Below are 18,269 nucleotides of genomic sequence, written 5' to 3'. Positions count from 1 at the left end.
CGGAGGCGTGACGGAGCCTTCGGCGGGGACCTGACGGAGTCTTCGGCGGGGACGTGACGGAGCCCTCACTCCTATTGAGTTGAACATGTTCAAAGACAGGGCCTACAGTCGTCCCTGTCAGCGTTTTGAACGCGTTCAAGAAGGAGGCGGCGTCATGGACCGCACGGTCATCGCCTACGTCATCTACCTGGTCGTCAGCATCGCCCTGACCGTCTGGGTGGCCCGCACACTCAGCCGCAACGGACGGATCTTCCTCGCCGACGTACTGCGCGGGAACGAGAAGCTCGCCGACGCCGTGAACCACCTGCTCGTGGTCGGCTTCTACCTCGTCAACCTCGGCTTCGTCGCGCTGTATCTGAGCGACGAAGGGACCGTCCTCGACACGCGCGGCATCTTCGAGGCCCTGTCGACCAAGCTCGGCGTGGTGCTGCTCGTGCTCGGCGTGATGCACCTGGGCAACGTCTACGTGCTCAACAAGATCCGGCGGCGCGGCCTGCTGGAGCGCGAGCAGGTGCCGCCGGTCGCCCCGCAGGGGTGGGTCACTCCGTCGGCCGGGGCGTGAGCGTGCCCGGCAGGGCGGCCGAGGTGGCCGGCGGCGTGCAGGCCGACGCGACGGTCGGCGCAGCGGCCGGGGTGGGGCGTGGCGTCCCGGTCCGCGGGCTCACCGTTCTCTATGACGCCCAGTGCTCGCTGTGCACCTTCCTGCGCGACTGGCTCGTGAAGCAGCCGCAGCTGGTGCCTCTGGAGATGGTGCCGGCCGGGTCGGACGAGGCCCAGCGGCGCCACCCCGGCCTCGACCACGCGGCCACCCTCGACGAGATCACCGTCGTCGGTGACGCGGGGCAGGTCTACCGGGGCGGCGCCGCCTGGATCGTCACGCTGTGGGCGCTGCGCGAGCACAGGGGACTCGCGCATCGCCTCAGCACCCCGGCCGGGGCACGGCTCGCCAAGGGGGCCGTGCTCGCCGCCGCCAAGTGGCGCGGGGCGCAGTGGGGCGGGGCGCGACAGGGCGGCGCACAGCGTGGCGGGCCGCAGGGTGGCGGAGCGCAGTGGGGCGGGCGGACCTACCGGCGCGGGGACGGGTGGTCGTACGACCCGAGTTGGGGCTGGGCCTACAACCCGCCGGGCTGCGAGAGCGGTTCCTGCCCCACGCGGTGAGGTCGACGCCGAGCGAGGCTCGTTCAGGGCGCCCAATTCGTCCCCTGAACGGCTCGCCTTCGAACTTGGTTTGGCATGCGCTCTTCCAAAACGGTGCTCGGGTTGGCACGCTGCCCCCGGTTCTCCACTCCGCACTCGCATCGACTGTCTGTCGTCAGCCGGGCGGCGCCACATGTCGCCCGGTCCCCCCATCGCAGAAGGAGTACGCGTGAGAGGCATACCCGGCGTCACCCGCATACCCGGCGTCACCCGCATACCCCGCCCCCTCCTCGGCGCCCTGGTCGGCGTCACCGCGCTGCTCACCGCGGGCGCCCTCGCCACCCCCGCGGGCGCCGCGCCGAGGCCCGGCACCTCGACCGGCGTCAGCTCGGTCTCGGCCGGCGCGCAGCAGCAGGCCCGTGAGTTCTGGACACCGGAACGGATGCGCGCGGCGACCCCGCTCGACCTGGTGACCGTCGACGGCCACTTCGACGGCGGCTCGGCACCCCTCAAGGGCACGGCGACCACGATCGCGCCCAGCGCCCCGGCCGCGGCGGTCGGCAAGGCCGCCTCCGACATCGGCCTGCTGGCCTTCCCCAACGGCGGAGGTCAGTGGACCGGCGGCGGTGCGGTCGTGTCCACGGCAGGCCGCGTGTTCTTCAGCTACCAGGGGCGTACGGCGTCCTGCTCCGGCAACGCCGTCACCAGCGCCAACAAGAGCACCGTCATCACGGCGGGGCACTGCGTGAAGCTGGAGGGCGCCTGGCACACCGACTGGGTCTTCGTGCCCGGCTACCACGACGGACAGGCCCCCTACGGCCGCTGGACCGCGTCGAAGACCCTGTCCACCCCGCAGTGGACGGCGAGCGAGGACATTAACTACGACGTCGGCGCGGCGGTCGTCGCCCCGTTGGACGGCAAGCTCCTCACGGACGTCGTCGGCGGGCAGGGGCTGGCCTTCAACACCGGCTACAACCTGCGCATGTACTCCTTCGGCTTCCCGGCCGCCGCCCCGTACGACGGCGAGAAGTTCATCTACTGCAGCGGCACCACCAACCGGGACTTCCTGCTCTCCGATGACCACGGCATGAACTGCAACATGACCGGCGGTTCCAGCGGCGGCCCCTGGTTCACGCAGTTCGACGAGTCCAAGGGCACCGGCCTGCTGTCCTCGGTGAACAGCTTCAAGTACAACTTCCTGCCGAACCGGATGTACGGCCCGTACTTCGGCGCCGCCGCCCAGAACCTGTACCAGACGGCACAGGCCTCCTGACGGTCTGAAGAAACACCACTCGTTAGGCTCTCGTTCCGTGCCCTCGAAGAACGACAGCCCTGAACAGGGCGATGCGCCCAGCAAGTCCGAGCAGACCCGCGCGCTGATCCTGGAGACCGCCATGCGGCTGTTCCAGGAGCGCGGCTACGACAAGACGACGATGCGGGCGATCGCCCAGGAGGCCGGAGTCTCCGTCGGAAACGCGTACTACTACTTCGAGGGCAAGGAACACCTGATCCAGGGCTTCTACGACCGGATCGCCACCGAACACAAGGTGGCGATCCGGGAGGTCCTGGCCCGGGAGACCGACCTGGAGGCGCGTCTCGCGGGTGTACTGAAGGTGTGGCTGGACATCGCCACGCCGTACCACGAGTTCGCCGTGCAGTTCTTCAAGAACGCCGCCGATCCCGACAGCCCGCTCAGCCCGTTCTCCGCCGAGTCGGAGCACGCACGCGTGGAGGCCATCAGCATCCACCGGCAGGTACTGGCGGGCGCGACGAAGACCAAGGTGCCCGAGGAGCTCCGGGACCTCCTGCCCGAGCTGATGTGGCTCTCCCAGATGGGGCTCGTCCTGTACTGGATCTTCGACCGGACCGAGGGGCGCGAGCGCAGCTACCGGCTCGCCGAGCGGGGCGCCCGGCTGACCGCGCGGGGCGTCGCGCTGGCCCGGTTCCGGGTGCTGCGGCCGCTGGTGCGCGAGGTGCACGAGCTGTTCACGGACTTCCTGCCGGGGATGACGAACGCGATCCCGGATCCGGCCAGGGCGAAGGCGAAGGCGAGCAAGAAGGCGGGCGGGAAGGCGGAGGGGAAGCCGGGCGCGCAAGGGGAAGCGCAGGGGGGCGGGAAAGGGGCGCCCGTCGAGGACGAGCGCCCCTGAGTGAGACAAACTGCCTCCGGCGACCGTCAGTTGACGGCGTCCACCTCCCCCTCGGCCAGCTCGACGTCGTAGACGAGCGGCCCGTCCGTCACGACCACCTGCCCCGCCCGGGACCCGTACGACGAAGCGGTCGTCGCCAGCAGATACGTCCCCGGTGCCGGCACCGAGACGATGTACGAGCCGTCGGCCAGTGAGGTCACCCGGTCGATCTGGCGCCCGCCGCTGGTCAGCAGCGTCACCGCCGCGCCGTCGACCGGCTCGCCGTCGGCCGTGCGGACGAACCCGTGGACGGCCGACGCCCGGCCCGCCACGACCGGCGACCCCTCGGCCACCGCCGCCTCCTCCCTGGGCTCGACCGCGAGATGCGGCAGCCGCTTCTCCAGCCAGTCCGGCAGCCACCAGTTCGACCTGCCGAGCATGTGCATCGCGGCCGGCACCAGTGCCGTACGCAGGATGAAGGCGTCCAGGGCGACGGCGGCCGCGAGGCCGATGCCCGCCATCGCGCCCTCCATGTCGCCGCTCAGCACGAACGCGCTGAACACACAGATCATGATCAGGGCGGCGGAGTTGATGACCCGGCTGGTCTCCGCGAGTCCGACGCGCACGGCGCGCGCGTTGTCCTTCGTGTGCACCCACTCCTCGTGCATCCGGCTCACCAGGAACACCTGGTAGTCCATGGAGAGGCCGAACAGCAGGGACAGCATGATGACCGGCAGGAACGACGTGATCGGCCCCTCCTTGCCGATGCCGAGGAGTTCGGTGCCCCAGCCCCACTGGAAGATCGCCACCAGGACGCCGAAGGACGCGGCCGCCGCGATGAGGTTCATCAGGGCCGCCGTCAGCGGCACCACCAGCGAGCGGAAGGCCACCAGCAGGAGCAGGAAGCCGAGCGCGATGATCGTCGCGACGAAGTAGGGCAGTCGGTCGCCGGTCACCGACGCGAAGTCCTTGAAGACCGCCGTCACCCCGCCGACATGGGCCTCGGTGCCCGACCGCGGGATCACGTCGTCGCGCAGGCGGTCGATCAGGTCGTCCGTCTGCTCCGACTGGGGCGAGGTGTCCGGGACGACCTGGATGACCGTGACGCCGTTCGTGGCCGGCGCGGCGGCCACCAGGGCGACGCCCTCGGTCGAGCGGATGCCGTCGACCAGGCCGGCGGGGGCGTCGCCCTCGACGACCACCTGGAGCGGGCCGTTGACGCCGGGCCCGAAGCCCTCGGCGAGCAGGTCGTAGGCCTGCCGGGTGGTGGTCGACGCCTGGTGGTTGCCCTGGTCGGTGGCGCCGAGACGGAGCGACAGCACGGGGATCGCGAGGACCGCCATGACGACGACCGCCATCGCCGCGATCGGACGCGGGCGCCTTTGGACGTACGACGACCAGCGCGCGGCGAGTCCGCTCGCCTCCGCCGGCTCCGGTCCCGCCGCCGCGAGCCTGCGCCGCTGCCGGCGGCTGAGCACCCGCATGCCCAGCAGGCCGAGGAGGGCGGGCAGCAGGGTGATCGCGGCCAGCACGCTCAGGACGACCGTGAGCGAGGTCGCGACGACCACGCCGTCCAGGAACCGCATGTTCATCACCAGCATGCCGGCCAGCGCGATGCACACCGTGCCGCCCGCGAACAGCACAGCGCGGCCCGAGGTGTTGAGGGCGGTCACGGCCGCCTCCTCGGGCTTCATCCCGCGCAGGATGCCGCGCCGGTGCCGGGTCACGATGAACAGGGCGTAGTCGATGCCCACGCCGAGGCCGATCAACGAGCCGAGCAGCGGGGCCACTTCGGGCACGTCCGTGACATGGCTCATCAGCATCGTGGCGATCATGCCGGTGCCGACACCCGCGATCGCCACGACGATCGGCAGCAGCATCGCGAAGAGCGAGCCGAAGGCGAGGAACAGCACGATCGCGGCCGCAAGGATGCCGACGGCCTCCGCCGTGCCCTGCGGGGGCTCCTGGGTGCGGGCGATCGCCTGGCCGCCCAGCTCGACCTGGAGACCGTCGCGTTCGGCGGCCTGCGCCGTGTCGACGACGTCCTCGATCAGCTCCATGGGGACGCCGTTCGCCTGCTCGGTGAAGGTGATCTGGGCGTACGCGATCCGCCCGTCCCGGCTGATCTGCGCGGCTCCCCCGTCCGCGTACGGGTCGGTGACCTCACCGACCCCCTTCATGCGCCCGATCTCCTCCAGCGCGGGCTCGATCCGGGACCGTACGGAGCCGTCCCGTACGGATGCCCCTTCGTCCCCGTCCACCTTCCACACCACCGTGTCGGTGTCGCCCGCGCGCTCCGGGAAGGCCTTCTCCATCAGGTCGTACGCGGTCGCGGAGTCCGTGTCCGGCAGGGAGAAGACGTTCGCGTAGTTCGTGCCCGCGGCCGAACTCGCCGCGCCCAGGCCGAACAGCGCCCCCAACCACAGCAACAGGACCACCAGCCGGTGCCGATAGCACCACCGTGCCAATGTCGCCACGCTCAACGCTCCTTATTCGGTTCGGTCGGTCCCCCAGGTCCTGGGCAACAGGATTGGCGGCGGCACGCGTGCGTGGCAGGCGACGGCCATGACTCTCAAGGAACTCCAAAGGGCGAACCCGCCCGACTGTCAGTGGCCCCGCCGATACTGGGGGCATGACGACGGGATCTGGCACCGTGCTGGTCGTGGAGGACGAGGAGAGCATCGCCGACGTCCTCGCCATCGCCCTGCGCTACCACCGGTTCGAGGTCATGATCGCGGGCACGGTCCGCGAGGCGCTCTCCCTCGCCGAGCGCACCCGGCCTGACGTGGCGCTGCTCGACGTCATGCTCCCGGACGGGGACGGCCGGGCACTGGGGCGTGAACTGCGCGAGCGCCGCCCCGGCCTGGCGCTCGTCTTCCTCACCGCACGCGACGCGCCCGCCGAGATCGTCGGCGCCCTCGGCTTCGGCGACGACTACATCACCAAGCCGTTCAACATCGACGAGGTCATCGCCCGCATCACTGCGGTACTGCGCCGCACCCTCCCGGCCGACGTCCTGCCGCAACGGCCGCCCCTGCGGTACGGCGACCTGGAGCTGGACGAGACGACGTACTCGGTGCGCCGCGCGGGCCGCACCGTCGAACTCACCCCCACCGAGTACGCCCTGCTGCGCTTCCTGGTGCGCAACGGCGGCCGGATCGTGCCCAAGGAGCAACTCCTGCGCCATGTGTGGCAGTACGAGCACACCCCGCCGGAGTCGACCGTCGTGGAGACCTACATCAGCTATCTGCGGCGCAAGCTGGACGCCCTGGGACCGCCGGTGATCACCACGCGGCGGGGCGTCGGATACGGGCTGGCATGAGGGTTCCCAGGATCTTCGGCGCGCGCCCTCGGCGCGGCGTCCACTCGCTGCGCGGCAAGCTGACGCTGGCGAACGTGGCGCTGCTGGCCGTCGGCATCGCCGTCGCGACGGCGGTCAGCCTGATGACCGCCCGGTTCTATCTGCTCGACAAGGTCGACACCGAGCTGAGGAGTGCCCGCACCACGCTGAAGAACGCCGGGTTCACCCTGCGGCAGATCGAGTCACTGAGCGAACTGGGCATCGCGCTGGACAAGTTCACCGGCGACGGGGCCACGGACACGGACCCGCTGCCGAGCCCGACGATGGTGTACGCCGCGGTCGACTCCGCCGGCAAGCCGGTGGCCCTGGGCCCGCTGAAGCCGACACCCCGCCAGCACGCGCTCGCCGCCGCCGCGAAGGACCCGGTCGCGTTCGCCGCCGACGAGGAGCCGCGGGACGTACGGGTCGAGGGGGACCGCCACCGCATGGTCGGCGCGCGGTTGTCGGACGGCACCATCGTGCTGATCGCCATGCCGACCGAGGGCCTGCACGAGGGCATGGGCAAGGCGCTCAGGATGGACCTGGCCGTCGGGACCCTTCTGTTGGCCCTGCTCGGCTGTCTGACGATGTTCAGCGTGCGCCGCCGGATGCGGCCGCTGGAGGACATGGTGGAGACCTCGTCGGCGATCGCCGAGGGCGATCTGACCCGGCGCATCCCCTCCAGCCGCGACCCGACCCTGGAGGTCGAACAGCTGCGGGTCGCCCTCAACTCCATGCTCCACCAGGTGGAGTCGGCGTACCGCACGCGCGAGCGCAGCACGGCACAGCTGCGCCAGTTCGTCGGCGACGCCTCGCACGAGCTGCGCACCCCGCTGTCCGCGATACGCGGCTACCTCCAGCTGTACGACAAAGGGATGCTCACCGACCCAGCCGAGCGCAGACGGGCCTGGGACCGGATGAACGGCGAGGTCGACCGCATGGGCCGCCTCGTCGACGAGCTGCTCACCCTCGCCCGACTCGACCAGCGGCCCGAACTGCGCTTCCGCAACGTCGACCTGACCCGCCTGGTGCGCGAGGCCGCCGAGGATCTGCGGGTGCAGCAGCCGGAGCGGCCCATCACGGTCGGCGCCGAGGGCGCGCTGCTGGTGCACGCCGACGAGTCGGGGCTGCGCCAGGTGCTGGGCAATCTGCTGAGCAACGTCCGCACGCACACGCCCGCCGATGTGCCGGTGCGGCTGAGGGTGGAGCGGGCGGACGGGGTCGTACGGCTGTGTGTCGAGGACAAGGGGCCGGGGCTGTGCGAGGAGGACGCGGCGCGCGTCTTCGACCGGTTCTTCCGGGCCGGCGGGGGCGCCGGAAGCGGGCTGGGGATGGCGATCGTGCAGGGGGTGGTGGAGGCGCACGGCGGGGAGGTCGCGGTGCGGACGGCACCGGGTGAGGGGCTGGCGGTGACGGTGACGCTGCCGTCACGGTGACCCCCTTGCCTCACCAGGAGAATGGCCGGGACGGCGAGATCGCGTCAGATCCAGGTGAGGCGCCAGAGCCGGAAGACACCGGTGCCGTCCGAGAGGTACTGGCCGCCACCCACCGCCTCGTCGGCGACGACGTACTCCTTGGCCTGCCACAGCGGGATCACCGGGACGTCCCGGGCGACGGCCTCCTGGAGCAGGCGGAAGTCCTTCGTGGCCTCGCTGCGGTCGGCGTACTGCTGGCTGGCCGTGATCAGCTGGTCCACGGTCTTGTCGCTGTACCCGGTGTTCATGGTGCCCTTGGTGCCGACGAGCGGGCCGCCGTAGGTGTCCGGATCGGGGAAGTCGGCGACCCAGCCGACGGCGTACGCGTCGAGCTTGCCGCTCGCCCAGCGCTTCTGGAAGTCCGTCCACTCGTAGTCCTTGACCGTCACCTTGAACAGGCCGGTCGCCTCCAGCTGCCGCTTGATCTCCGTGGCTTCCCCGGCACCGGCACCGCGGCCCGCGCCATAGCCGTAGGTGAAGCGGACGGGCAGGCTCACACCGGCCTCGGTGAGCAGGGCGCGCGCCTTGGCGGTGCTCAGCTCGGGATAGGTGTCGAAGAACGATGTCGTGTGGCCGGTGATACCCGTCGGGATCAGCGAGAACAGCGGATCGACGGTCCCCTTGTACACCGTCGCCGCCAGCCGCTCGCGGTCGATCAGCCAGGCCATGGCCTGCCGGACCCGGACGTCGTGCAGCGGCGAGCCCTTGCGGGTGTTGAGGTAGAGGTTGCGGATCTCGGAGCTGTCGGCCTCGGAGACGCGCTGGCCCGGGTCGGCGGCGTTCAGTCCGGCGAGCACCTCGGGCGGCAGCGTGCGGGTGGCGACGTCGATCCGCTTCGCCTTCCAGGCGCTCTCGAGGGCGTCCGCGTCGCCGTAATAGCGCAGTTCGACGGGACGGCCGGTGCCCTTGACGGCGCCCTTGTACTGCGCGTTGGGGGCGAGGACGGCGTCCTTCTCCTTTGTGTACGACGTCAGCGTGTACGGGCCGGTGCCGTCGACAGCGTTGTCCTTGCGCAGCGCGTCCGCCGGATACATCTCGCGGTCGACGATGGCACCCGCCCCGGTGGCCACCTTGAGCGGGAACGTGGCGTCGGGCGACGACAGCCGGAACGTGACCGTGCGCCCGCTCGCGCTCACCGAGGCCAGGGTGTCCAGCAGGGAGAACGGGCCGACGTCCGACTTGATCCGCTTGACGCGGTCGAAGGAGTACTTGACGTCCTGCGCGGTCATGGCGCGCCCGCTCGGGAAGGTGAGGCCCTCGCGGAGTTCGCAGCGATAGGTCTTCAGATCGGTGCCGGCGAAGGCGCAGCTCCGGGCCGCGTCCGGCACGGGTGCGACGCCGCCCGGCTCGAAGGTCAGCAGTGACTGGAAGACGTTGTTGAACAGCGCCCAGGAGCCGGCGTCATAGGCGCCGGCCGGATCGAGCGACGTGACGGCGTCCGTCGTACCGACCGTGATGGTCCTGTTCTCGTCCTGCTGCGACGGCAACAACTGCCAGCCGCCTACTCCCACGCCCGCCAGCACGAGCAGCGTCGCGAGAATCCGCATGCGAACCGAACGCATGGGTGTGCCCTCTCCCCGGCCCTTCGCGGGCCCCACATGAGCAGTGAACTTGCGCCACTCCCCTAAGTGGCGCGCACACCTAATCACACGTGTTTCACCAGGGGGAAGGGCTTTCTGGCGACATGGGGAAGAACTTACCTACGGGTGTTTCCGGAAGGTTTCACAGGCTGTTCACAGCCTCACGGCCTCAGGCCTGACGGGACGCCAGCTCGATCACCGTGATGTCCGACGGGGCACCCACGCGCGTGGGCGGCCCCCAGGCGCCCGCGCCCCGGCTGACGTACAGCTGGGTGTCGCCGTAGCGGTCCAGGCCGGCCAGGGTCGGGTTCGCCATGGCCGCGATGAGATTGCCCGGCCAGAGCTGGCCGCCGTGGGTGTGGCCGGAGAGCTGGAGGTCGACTCCGTGGTCGACGGCGTCGTGGATCTGCACCGGCTGGTGGGCGAGGAGCACGCACGCGCGTGCCTTGTCCCGGTCGCCGAGCGCCTTGGCGAAGTCGGGGCCCTGGCCCTCGCTCTCGCCCGCGATGTCGTTGACACCGGCCAGGTCGAAGTGGGGCAGTTCGGTGCGGGCGTTCTCCAGTGGGCGCAGGCCCAGGCGGCGTACCTCGTCGACCCACTGCTCGGCGCCCGAGAAGTACTCGTGGTTGCCGGTGACGAAGAACGCGCCGTGTCTCGCCCGGAGCCCGGCGAGCGGGGCCGCCGCCGGGCCGAGGTCCTTCACGCTGCCGTCCACCAGGTCGCCGACGACCGCGATGAGGTCGGGCTGGGTGCCGTTGATGGTGTCGACGACCTTCTGCGCGAAGCCGCGGCCCAGGACGGGGCCCAGATGGATGTCGCTGACGACCGCGATCCGGTAACCATGCGCCGCGCGCGGGAGCTTGGCCAGCGGGACGGTGACCCGCTTGACCTTGGGGCCTCTGACGACGCCGTAGGTGCCGTAGCCGACGGTCCCCACGGCGGCCGCGGCGGCGGCACCGGCGACGACCCGGGAGACGAAGAGGCGACGGGTGGGGGCGGCGAGGGGCCGGGAAGGGTCTGCGCGGTCCGGGGCAGGTGCCGGGGCGGGATCGGTCGCCGTCACGGACCCGGACGCGGGGGACGGTGCGGCCCCGGCGGCCGGGCGCGGGTCGGCGGTGAGCGCCGCGGTCGAGCCGGTCGAGGATGCCGATGTCGAGCCGGTCGTGGATGCCGACGCTGGGCCGGTCGTGGACGTCGAGATCGAACCCGCCGTAGGCGCCGAAGCCGGGACAGGCGTGGGCGCCGACACGTGCGCAGGCGCCGACGCCGGCTCGGACGCGGCCTCCCGGGCGCGCGCCCGCCGCTCCAGCCACCGTCTCAGCAGGGGGCGTGCGACCTCACCCGCCAGCACGCCCAGCATCAGGTATATCGACAGGGCCAGCCACATGAAGCCCGGCCAGGCCAGGACCTGCTGGAGCCAGAAGGGCGCGCCCGAGCGCTCGGCGACGAGGGCGCCCACCGTCAGGGCCCAGCCACCGGCGATCACCACCACGCCCGTGCGGCGCACGAACCCGGGGCCACGGGTCGTGTCGCGGAACAGACGGCGCCACATCCACCAGTTGCTCGCCACCATGACGGACACCACGAGCAGTGCGACAAGCGCGAAGACGATGATCACGCCGACGTTCCCTTTCCCTTGCGTGACAAGTGAACGTCCCGCCCCCTGGCCGAGTTCCTATGACGTCCGGCGCAGTGCGCGCACTCCACGCAACCCGATGACCCCGACGATCGTCCCCAATACGAAGGAGACGACGGCGAGCAGCAGGTGCACCCAGAAGTACGCCGTCGGGTCGCCGTCGTCGAACGCGAGCCCGCTGCTGTCCTTGATCAGGTTTTTGACGAAAGTGACCCAGATGACCCAGCTCCACACCCCGAAGGCGAGCAGGAACCAGGAGACGGGGCGGCTGAGCTTCATGAGTCCAGTATCGCCGTCACGTGTCCGGTCCTCCGGTCGGGGTGGGGCCAGAAGCGGGACTTCCGTGGGAACGGCATGTACGTTCTCGGTCGTGCCCGCACCCAAGAAAACCGCCAGGCGCGCCCTGCTGGTCACTTCCGCCGTCGTGTCGTCCCTCGCGCTGACCGCGCCCGTCTCCTACGCGGCCCCCAAGCCGTCACCGAGTACGACCCCCTCGGCCACTCCCCCGGCGAACATGTCGACCGTGGGCGGCGAGCGCCTGGGCCGGCCCGGCACCCAGGTGAATCTCGCGAGCGGCGTGCCCGTGCTGCCCAAGGACCTGACGGCCCGCTCCTGGGTTGTCGCCGACGCCGAGTCCGGCGATGTGCTCGCCGCGCACAACGCGCACTGGCGGCTGCCGCCCGCGAGCACCATGAAGATGCTGTTCGCCGACACGGTGCTGCCGAAGTTTCCCAAGACGACGAAGCACGAGGTCGTCCCGTCCGATCTGGCGGACATCGGGGCCGGCTCCAGCCTCGTCGGGATAAAGGAGGGCGAGACCTACACGGTCCACGACCTGTGGCTCGGGGTCTTCCTGCGCTCCGGCAACGACGCCGTGCACGTGCTGTCGAAGATGAACGGCGGGATCGACAACACCGTCAAGGAGATGAACGCGCACGCCGAGGAGCTCCAGGCGCTCGACACGAACGCGGTGTCGCCCGACGGCTACGACGCTCCCCGCCAGGTGTCGTCGGCGTACGACCTGACACTGATCGCCCGTTCCGGGCTCCAGAAGAAGGACTTCCGCGAGTACTGCTCGACCGTCACGGCCAAGTTCCCGGGCCAGACGACGAAGAACAAGAAGGGCAAGTCGGTCCGCGAGTCCTTCGAGATCCAGAACACCAACCGGCTGCTGGCGGGCGACAGCGACGTCCCGGTCTACCAGGGCATCGCGGGTGTCAAGAACGGCAACACCACCAACGCCGGCGCCACCTTCACGGGCGTCGCCGAGCGGGGCGGCAAGGTGCTGCTCGTCACGGTCATGAACCCGGAGAAGAGCGAGCACAACGAGGTCTACAAGGAGACCGCGCGGCTCTTCGACTGGGGCTTCCAGGCGGCCGGCAAGGTGCAGCCGGTGGGCGAGCTGGTGGCACCGAGGAGCGCGACGCAGGCCGGCGCCCAGCCGGGTGCGAACGACGCCGGGGAGGCCGGTGGCACCGGGGACGCCGACAAGTCCGCGAAGCCGGCGGTGGGTGCCTCGGCCGCGAACGGTTCGAGCGGCATCGGGACCGCACTCGGGATCGCCGGCGGGCTGGTGGTGCTGCTCGCGGCGGGCGCGTTCCTGATCAACCGCCGGTGGCCGCTGCCCGACCTGGTGCGCCGTCGGGGCCGTTCCTGAGCCGGGGTTTCCCGGGCCTGCCCGGGTCTTCGGGCGCGGCGGACCCGTCGGGCTCCTCGGACTCCTCCGGCTCGTCGGCCAGTTCCGACTCCTTACCCCTCGTCGCCGTCCAAGCGGCGCAGAACACCACCAGCTTCGAGGTGAAGTTGATCCACAGCAGCAGCGCGACCGGCACGCCGAACGCGCCGTACATGCTCTTCGTGGCGACGCCCTGCATATAGCCGCTGAGCAGCAGCTTCAGCAGTTCGAACCCGACCGCGCCGATCAGTGCGGCCACCATCAGCCGGCGGCGCGGCGGTTCGACACCGGGGAACAGGGTCAGGACGTACAGCAGGAGCAGGAAGTTGGCGAGTACGGCGACCAGGAAGGCGGCGATCTGGAGCAGGAACCCGCCCCAGCCGTCCTCGTCGATGCCCATCTGCCGGGTGATCCAGCCGACCATGGCGGAGGCGACGGTGGAGGCGGCGAGCGTCACGAGCACGGCGCCGCCCAGGCCGACCAGGACGCCCGCGTCCTTGGCCTTGCGCAGGACGGGGTTCTCCTCGTCGTCGGGCAGCTCCCACACCGCGCGCAGGCACTCGCGCATGGAGCCGACCCAGCCGATGCCGGTGAACAGAAGGACGGCGCCGGCGATGAGGCCGACGGTGCCGGCGTTCTGGACCAGCGTGTCGATGTCGAGCTGGTCGGCGATGCCGGGCACCTGGTCGGCGAGCTTGTCCTCCAGCTTGTCCTGCTGCCCCTTGCTGAGCGTCGCGGCGGCGCCCGCGGCGGCCACGGTGAGCAGCGGGAACAGTGCCACAAAACTGGTGAACGTCATCGCGGCGGCCAGCCGTGTCCACTTCACCCGGTCCATGCGCTCGTACGACCGCCACGCGTGCGTGGTCATCAGCCGGGTCACCGTGGACCCGACGACGGGGAGTTTTCTCAGCCAGTCCATGATCCGACTCTGCCCTTCGCAGGGAAGACCAATGTCCGAGTGCCCCAAAACCGCAGGACAGTCGCCAGCGCCATGCCGATTCCGGCTCCGGAGACGGTGTCCGCGCGCTGGGAGGTGAGGCCGAGGCCGTAGTGGCTCACGGTGAGACACAGGAGTTGTACGACGGCTCCGGCGACGTTCACCGCGAAGAAGACGGCGTAGGGGCGCAGGCCGCTCGGATGGGTGTGACGGTAGGTGCCGAGGGCGTTCCCGGCGTAGGCGACCGTGCAGCCGGCAACGAAGGAGAGGGCCTTGGCCGTGAGAGGGTCGAGGGCGGCCGGGCCACGGAGCCAGGTGAAGAGGGCGAGGTCGACGGCGTAGGCGAGGAGGCCGACGGTGGCGAAGCCGAGGAGTTCGCGACGGTCGCCCCACGCGCGCGTGCCGGCGGCTTCCCGTCGGCGCCGCCACGCGCGCGTGCCTACCAATTGGCCACCGCCAGTCCGTACATCGCCAGCCACACCACCCCGATGACGGCGAGCGGGCGGTCGTGCAGGACGACGTCCTCGGGTTCGCCCGCGGTGCCGCGGTCGGCGAAGACGGCGTACCGCAGGATCGCGAGGATGAAGGCGACCATGGACAGCTGACGCCAGGGCAGCACGCCGGTGTGCGGGTCGCCGCCCTCCTCCAGGGCCCACAGGCAGTACCCGAGGACGGCGACCCCGGCAGCCAACTGCCAGACGAAGCGCAGATAGCCGGTGGTGTACTCGGTGAGCAACGCGCGCGTGGCGCCCGCTTTTCCCACCATCTGCACGGCCTCGGAGTAGCGCTTGGCCGACACCATGAACAGCGCTCCGAACCCGGTCGTGATCAGGAACCAGCGCGACAGCGGGATGCCGAGCGCGAGCCCACCGACCATCGCCCGCATGAGGAACCCGGTCGTGACGACGGCGAGGTCGACGACCAGAACGTGCTTGAGGGTGATGCAGTACGCGAGTTGCATGCCGATGTACGCCGTGAGCAGGGCCGCGACGGCGGGTGAGGTCAGCCACGCCGCGGCGGCCGGTGCGAGGACGCCGAGTGCGCCTCCGACCACGTACGCGACCGGCACGGGGACCTGGCCGGCGGCGACCGGGCGGCGGCGTTTGGTGGGGTGCGCGCGGTCCGCTTCCGCGTCACGGGCGTCGTTGATCAGATAGACGGCGGCGGCACAGGCGGTGAAGAGGGCGAAGACGAGCGCGAGTTGGGTCAGCGCGTGGGCCGAGAAGAGCCGGCCGGCGGCGGCCGGAGCGGCGATGACCAGGATGTTCTTGACCCACTGCTTGGGCCGCGCGGTCTTGAGGAGGCCTTTCAGCAGCGCGCCCGGTCCGCCCTTTCGGGGTGGCGGTACGGCTCGTCGCGGGGGCGTGCGCTGGGCGTGCAGCGCCGCTTCCCTGATGCGCGCGGCGCTCGTCAGGGGCGCGGTCTCAGCCATGGGCGCCCCCCTTCCTCATCCAGCGCGACCCGACGCGCGCCGTGAGCGCCCCGAGCGCCACGCCCGCCGCCACGTCGGAGGGGTAGTGCACACCGACGACCAGGCGCGACACACACACGGCAGCGGCGAGCGGTGCGATCGCGTACGCGCCGAGCGTGCCGAAGGCGACGGTGGCGGCCGCGGCGGAGGTCGCGTGGGAGCTGGGGAAGGAGTGCCGGCCGAGGGTGCGCACCAGGGGCTGGACGTGCGCCGGGCGCGGGCGGCGCACCATCCTCTTCACCCCCATGCTGACGAGGTGCGCTCCCGCGGTGAGCGCCGTACCCCGCAACCATGCGCTACGTCGCCCACCGTCCACGGCGGCCCCCGCGAGCCCCGCCGCCAGCCACAGCGTGCCGTGCTCGCCCACCCGGGAGAGGGCGCGCGCGGCGGTGGCGACACGTGGGTCGTGGCCGTGGGCATGCAGCGCCGAAAGGATTCTGCGGTCCACGCCGAGGAGACTCCGGCGGTCGATGTCGTCGAGGTGGTCCATGTGGACTCACTGTTCACGTCCACACAGCCAGAATTACGGCAATATTGGGCGACATCCCATTAATCACCCATTTCGGGGAGAGCATGGATGTTTCATAACTGATCGCTTACGTGCGGGCGCTACGGTCGCCGACATGCCTGCCGACACCGTCTCCGTCACGGGATGGGGCCGCACCGCCCCCACCGTCGCCCGTCTGATCCGTCCCAGGACGTACGAGGAGGCCGCGGCCGCCGTCCGGGACTGCGGGGCCCGCGGGGGCATCGCGAGGGGCCTGGGGCGGGCGTACGGGGACGCGGCGCAGAACGCCGGGGGCGCGGTGTTCGACATGACGGGCCTGGACCGCATCCACGCGATCGACGCCGACGGCGGCACCGTCGCGTGCGACGCGGGTGTCTCGCTGCACCGGCTGATGCGGGTGCTGCTCCCGCTCGGCTGGTTCGTGCCGGTGACGCCCGGCACCCGCTATGTGACGGTCGGCGGCGCGATCGGCGCCGACATCCACGGCAAGAACCACCATGTCTCCGGCGCCTTCTCCCGCCATGTGCTGTCGCTGGAACTCCTCACCGCCGACGGCGAGATCCGCACCGTCCGCCGCGGCACGCCCCTGTTCGACGCGACCACCGGCGGCATGGGCCTGACCGGCGTGATCCTCACCGCCACGGTCCAACTCCAGCCGGTGCAGACCGCGCTGATGTCGGTCGACACCGAACGCGCGCGTGACCTCGACGACCTGATGGCCCGCCTGGACGCCACCGACGACCACTACCGCTACTCGGTGGCCTGGATCGACCTGCTGGCGCGCGGTGCCTCGATGGGGCGCGCGGTGCTCACCCGCGGCGAGCACGCGCCCCTGGAGGCCCTGAGGGAAGGCACGCGCGCGCGTAGGGACCCGCTCGCCTTCCGCCCCTCCCGTCTGCCGGCCGCGCCCGCTTTCCTCCCGGAAGGGCTCCTGGGCCGCCGTACCGTGGCCTGCTTCAACGAGCTCTGGTACCGCAGGGCTCCACGCGCGCGTACCGGCGAACTGCAGCAGCTCACCACCTTCTTCCACCCCCTCGACGGCGTGCCGCACTGGAACCGGATCTACGGCCGAGGCGGCTTCGTGCAGTACCAGTTCGTCGTCGGACACGGCCGGGAGGAGACGCTGCACCGCATCGTGCGGCGTATCTGCGAGCACCGCTGCCCGTCCTTCCTGGCCGTCCTCAAGCGCTTCGGGGACGCCGACCCCGGCTGGCTCTCCTTCCCCGTGCCCGGCTGGACGCTGGCCCTGGACATCCCGGCCGCCCTGCCCGGCCTCGGCGCACTCCTCGACACGCTGGACGAGGAGGTCGCCACGGCGGGCGGGCGCGTCTACCTCGCCAAGGACTCCCGGCTGCGGCCCGAGTTGCTCACCGCGATGTACCCGCGCCTGGACGCCTTCCGCTCGCTGCGCGCGGAACTGGACCCGCGCGGAGTGTTCGTGTCGGACCTGGCCCGCCGCCTCGCCCTGTAGAACCCCCATCAGATCCCTAGGAGCTGTCGTGAAGGACGCCTTCGGCCTCCCCCAGTCCCTGCTCGTCCTCGGCGGTACGTCCGAGATCGCGCTGGCCACCGCACGCCGCATGATCGCGCGCCGCACCCGCACGGTGTGGCTGGCGGGCCGCCCGTCCCCCGCCCTGGAGCAGTCCGCGGCCGAACTGCGCGCCCTGGGCGCCGCCGTGCACACCGTGGCCTTCGACGCGCTCGCTCCGGAGTCCCACGAGACGGTGCTCGGCAAGGTCTTCGCGGAGGGCGACATCGACATGGTGCTGCTCGCCTTCGGAATCCTCGGCGACCAGGCACACGACGAGCGTGAGCCGCTGAGCGCGGTGCGCGTCGCCCAGACCAACTACACGGGCGCCGTGTCGGCGACCCTGGTCAGCGCCGGCGCGCTCCAGAACCAGGGCCACGGCTCGCTCGTCGTGCTCTCCTCCGTCGCCGGCGAGCGGGCCCGCCGCGCCAACTTCATCTACGGCTCCAGCAAGGCCGGCCTCGACGCCTTCACCCAGGGCCTGGGCGACGCCCTGCACGGCACCGGCGTCCACGTCATGGTCGTACGCCCAGGCTTCGTACGCTCGAAGATGACCGCCGGCCTGGAGGAAACCCCCCTCGCGACCACCCCGGAGGCAGTCGCGACAGCGATCGAAGCGGGCCTGCGACGCCGCTCGGAAACGGTGTGGGTACCGGGCGCCCTCCGCCTGGTGATGTCAGCCCTGCGGCACGCGCCGCGGGCGCTGTTCCGCCGCCTGCCGCTCTAGAGCGTGGTATCCATGCCGCGGTTCGGCAACGCACCCAGGGGCGCGAGGAACTGCGCGACCAGCCACGAAGCACCCGCAGACGAAACCCAACACAGCGCGGCACGACCCCCCGGCCCAACCGGCGGA

General features: G+C 71.1%; 17 protein-coding genes. 9 read left to right on the top strand and 8 right to left on the bottom strand.

The genetic code is table 11. From position 1 onward, the window contains the following. Window positions 1-154 precede the first annotated feature (154 nt). From ABIE67_RS28920 to ABIE67_RS28905, 4 genes are all read left to right on the top strand, one after another. A complete protein-coding gene (locus ABIE67_RS28920; RefSeq protein ID WP_370263650.1) occupies window positions 155-562 on the top strand; it encodes a hypothetical protein in 408 nt (135 codons plus the stop codon). 35 nt (window positions 563-597) lie between these two features. After that, the gene (locus ABIE67_RS28915; protein ID WP_370269042.1) at window positions 598-1,158 is read left to right on the top strand and encodes a thiol-disulfide oxidoreductase DCC family protein; all 561 of its coding nucleotides are present in this window, start codon (window positions 598-600) and stop codon (window positions 1,156-1,158) included. A 217-nt stretch (window positions 1,159-1,375) separates the two neighbouring features. Beyond that, window positions 1,376-2,410: a serine protease gene (locus tag ABIE67_RS28910; protein WP_370269038.1), complete on the top strand. Its 1,035-nt coding sequence runs from the start codon at window positions 1,376-1,378 to the stop codon at window positions 2,408-2,410. A 37-nt stretch (window positions 2,411-2,447) separates the two neighbouring features. Further along, on the top strand, window positions 2,448-3,287 hold the full coding sequence (locus tag ABIE67_RS28905) for a TetR/AcrR family transcriptional regulator (protein WP_370263648.1): 840 nt from the start codon (window positions 2,448-2,450) through the stop codon (window positions 3,285-3,287). A gap of 26 nt (window positions 3,288-3,313) precedes the next feature. Here the strand turns inward: ABIE67_RS28905 and ABIE67_RS28900 are convergent, their stop codons facing one another. Continuing rightward, a complete protein-coding gene (locus ABIE67_RS28900) occupies window positions 3,314-5,734 on the bottom strand; it encodes an MMPL family transporter (RefSeq protein ID WP_370269033.1) in 2,421 nt (806 codons plus the stop codon). Window positions 5,735-5,898: 164 nt separating this feature from the next. Here ABIE67_RS28900 and ABIE67_RS28895 point away from each other — a divergent pair, with 164 nt between their 5' ends. Continuing rightward, window positions 5,899-6,588 (top strand): response regulator transcription factor, encoded by a 690-nt coding sequence (locus tag ABIE67_RS28895; protein ID WP_370263646.1) that lies wholly within the window; start codon window positions 5,899-5,901, stop codon window positions 6,586-6,588. Next, a complete protein-coding gene (locus tag ABIE67_RS28890) occupies window positions 6,585-8,042 on the top strand; it encodes an ATP-binding protein (RefSeq protein ID WP_370263644.1) in 1,458 nt (485 codons plus the stop codon). Before ABIE67_RS28895 ends, ABIE67_RS28890 begins: the two co-directional genes overlap by 4 nt. Window positions 8,043-8,086: 44 nt before the next feature. On the opposite strand, the gene ABIE67_RS28885 is transcribed toward ABIE67_RS28890, so the two are convergent. The 3 genes from ABIE67_RS28885 to ABIE67_RS28875 form a co-directional block, all read right to left on the bottom strand. After that, a complete protein-coding gene (locus tag ABIE67_RS28885) occupies window positions 8,087-9,643 on the bottom strand; it encodes an ABC transporter substrate-binding protein (RefSeq protein WP_370263642.1) in 1,557 nt (518 codons plus the stop codon). A gap of 187 nt (window positions 9,644-9,830) precedes the next feature. After that, the gene (locus ABIE67_RS28880) at window positions 9,831-11,279 is read right to left on the bottom strand and encodes a metallophosphoesterase (RefSeq protein ID WP_370263640.1); all 1,449 of its coding nucleotides are present in this window, start codon (window positions 11,277-11,279) and stop codon (window positions 9,831-9,833) included. Window positions 11,280-11,336: 57 nt separating this feature from the next. After that, window positions 11,337-11,576 (bottom strand): SCO4848 family membrane protein, encoded by a 240-nt coding sequence (locus ABIE67_RS28875; RefSeq protein WP_370263638.1) that lies wholly within the window; start codon window positions 11,574-11,576, stop codon window positions 11,337-11,339. Window positions 11,577-11,667: 91 nt separating this feature from the next. Between ABIE67_RS28875 and ABIE67_RS28870 the strand changes: the two genes are divergently transcribed. Continuing rightward, entirely contained in the window at window positions 11,668-12,954 is a 1,287-nt protein-coding gene (locus tag ABIE67_RS28870) for a D-alanyl-D-alanine carboxypeptidase family protein (RefSeq protein WP_370263636.1), read from the top strand. On the opposite strand, the gene ABIE67_RS28865 is transcribed toward ABIE67_RS28870, so the two are convergent. Genes ABIE67_RS28865 through ABIE67_RS28850 form a run of 4 tightly spaced genes read right to left on the bottom strand, consistent with a single transcriptional unit; the run spans window position 12,902 to window position 15,870 of the window. Then, the gene (locus ABIE67_RS28865; protein WP_370263634.1) at window positions 12,902-13,891 is read right to left on the bottom strand and encodes a YihY/virulence factor BrkB family protein; all 990 of its coding nucleotides are present in this window, start codon (window positions 13,889-13,891) and stop codon (window positions 12,902-12,904) included. The two genes, ABIE67_RS28870 and ABIE67_RS28865, sit on opposite strands and share 53 nt — an antisense overlap. After that, window positions 13,879-14,355 carry a GtrA family protein gene (locus ABIE67_RS28860; RefSeq protein ID WP_370263632.1) on the bottom strand — a complete coding sequence of 159 codons (477 nt, stop codon included), beginning with the start codon at window positions 14,353-14,355 and terminating at the stop codon, window positions 13,879-13,881. Before ABIE67_RS28860 ends, ABIE67_RS28865 begins: the two co-directional genes overlap by 13 nt. Then, on the bottom strand, window positions 14,349-15,341 hold the full coding sequence (locus tag ABIE67_RS28855) for a decaprenyl-phosphate phosphoribosyltransferase (protein WP_370263630.1): 993 nt from the start codon (window positions 15,339-15,341) through the stop codon (window positions 14,349-14,351). Before ABIE67_RS28855 ends, ABIE67_RS28860 begins: the two co-directional genes overlap by 7 nt. Further along, complete coding sequence (locus ABIE67_RS28850) at window positions 15,334-15,870, bottom strand: phosphatase PAP2 family protein (RefSeq protein WP_370263628.1); 537 nt, start codon at window positions 15,868-15,870, stop codon at window positions 15,334-15,336. The genes ABIE67_RS28855 and ABIE67_RS28850 overlap by 8 nt, the downstream gene beginning before the upstream one ends. A gap of 133 nt (window positions 15,871-16,003) precedes the next feature. Between ABIE67_RS28850 and ABIE67_RS28845 the strand changes: the two genes are divergently transcribed. Further along, a complete protein-coding gene (locus ABIE67_RS28845) occupies window positions 16,004-17,359 on the top strand; it encodes an FAD-binding protein (RefSeq protein ID WP_370263626.1) in 1,356 nt (451 codons plus the stop codon). A 28-nt stretch (window positions 17,360-17,387) separates the two neighbouring features. Next, entirely contained in the window at window positions 17,388-18,143 is a 756-nt protein-coding gene (locus ABIE67_RS28840) for a decaprenylphospho-beta-D-erythro-pentofuranosid-2-ulose 2-reductase (protein ID WP_370263624.1), read from the top strand. Window positions 18,144-18,269 lie beyond the last annotated feature (126 nt).

Source organism: Streptomyces sp. V4I8 (assembly GCF_041261225.1).
In the GTDB taxonomy this organism is placed as follows: domain Bacteria; phylum Actinomycetota; class Actinomycetes; order Streptomycetales; family Streptomycetaceae; genus Streptomyces.
The sequence above is the reverse complement of the archived record's forward strand: the minus strand, read 5'-3'. Positions and strand labels throughout refer to the sequence as shown.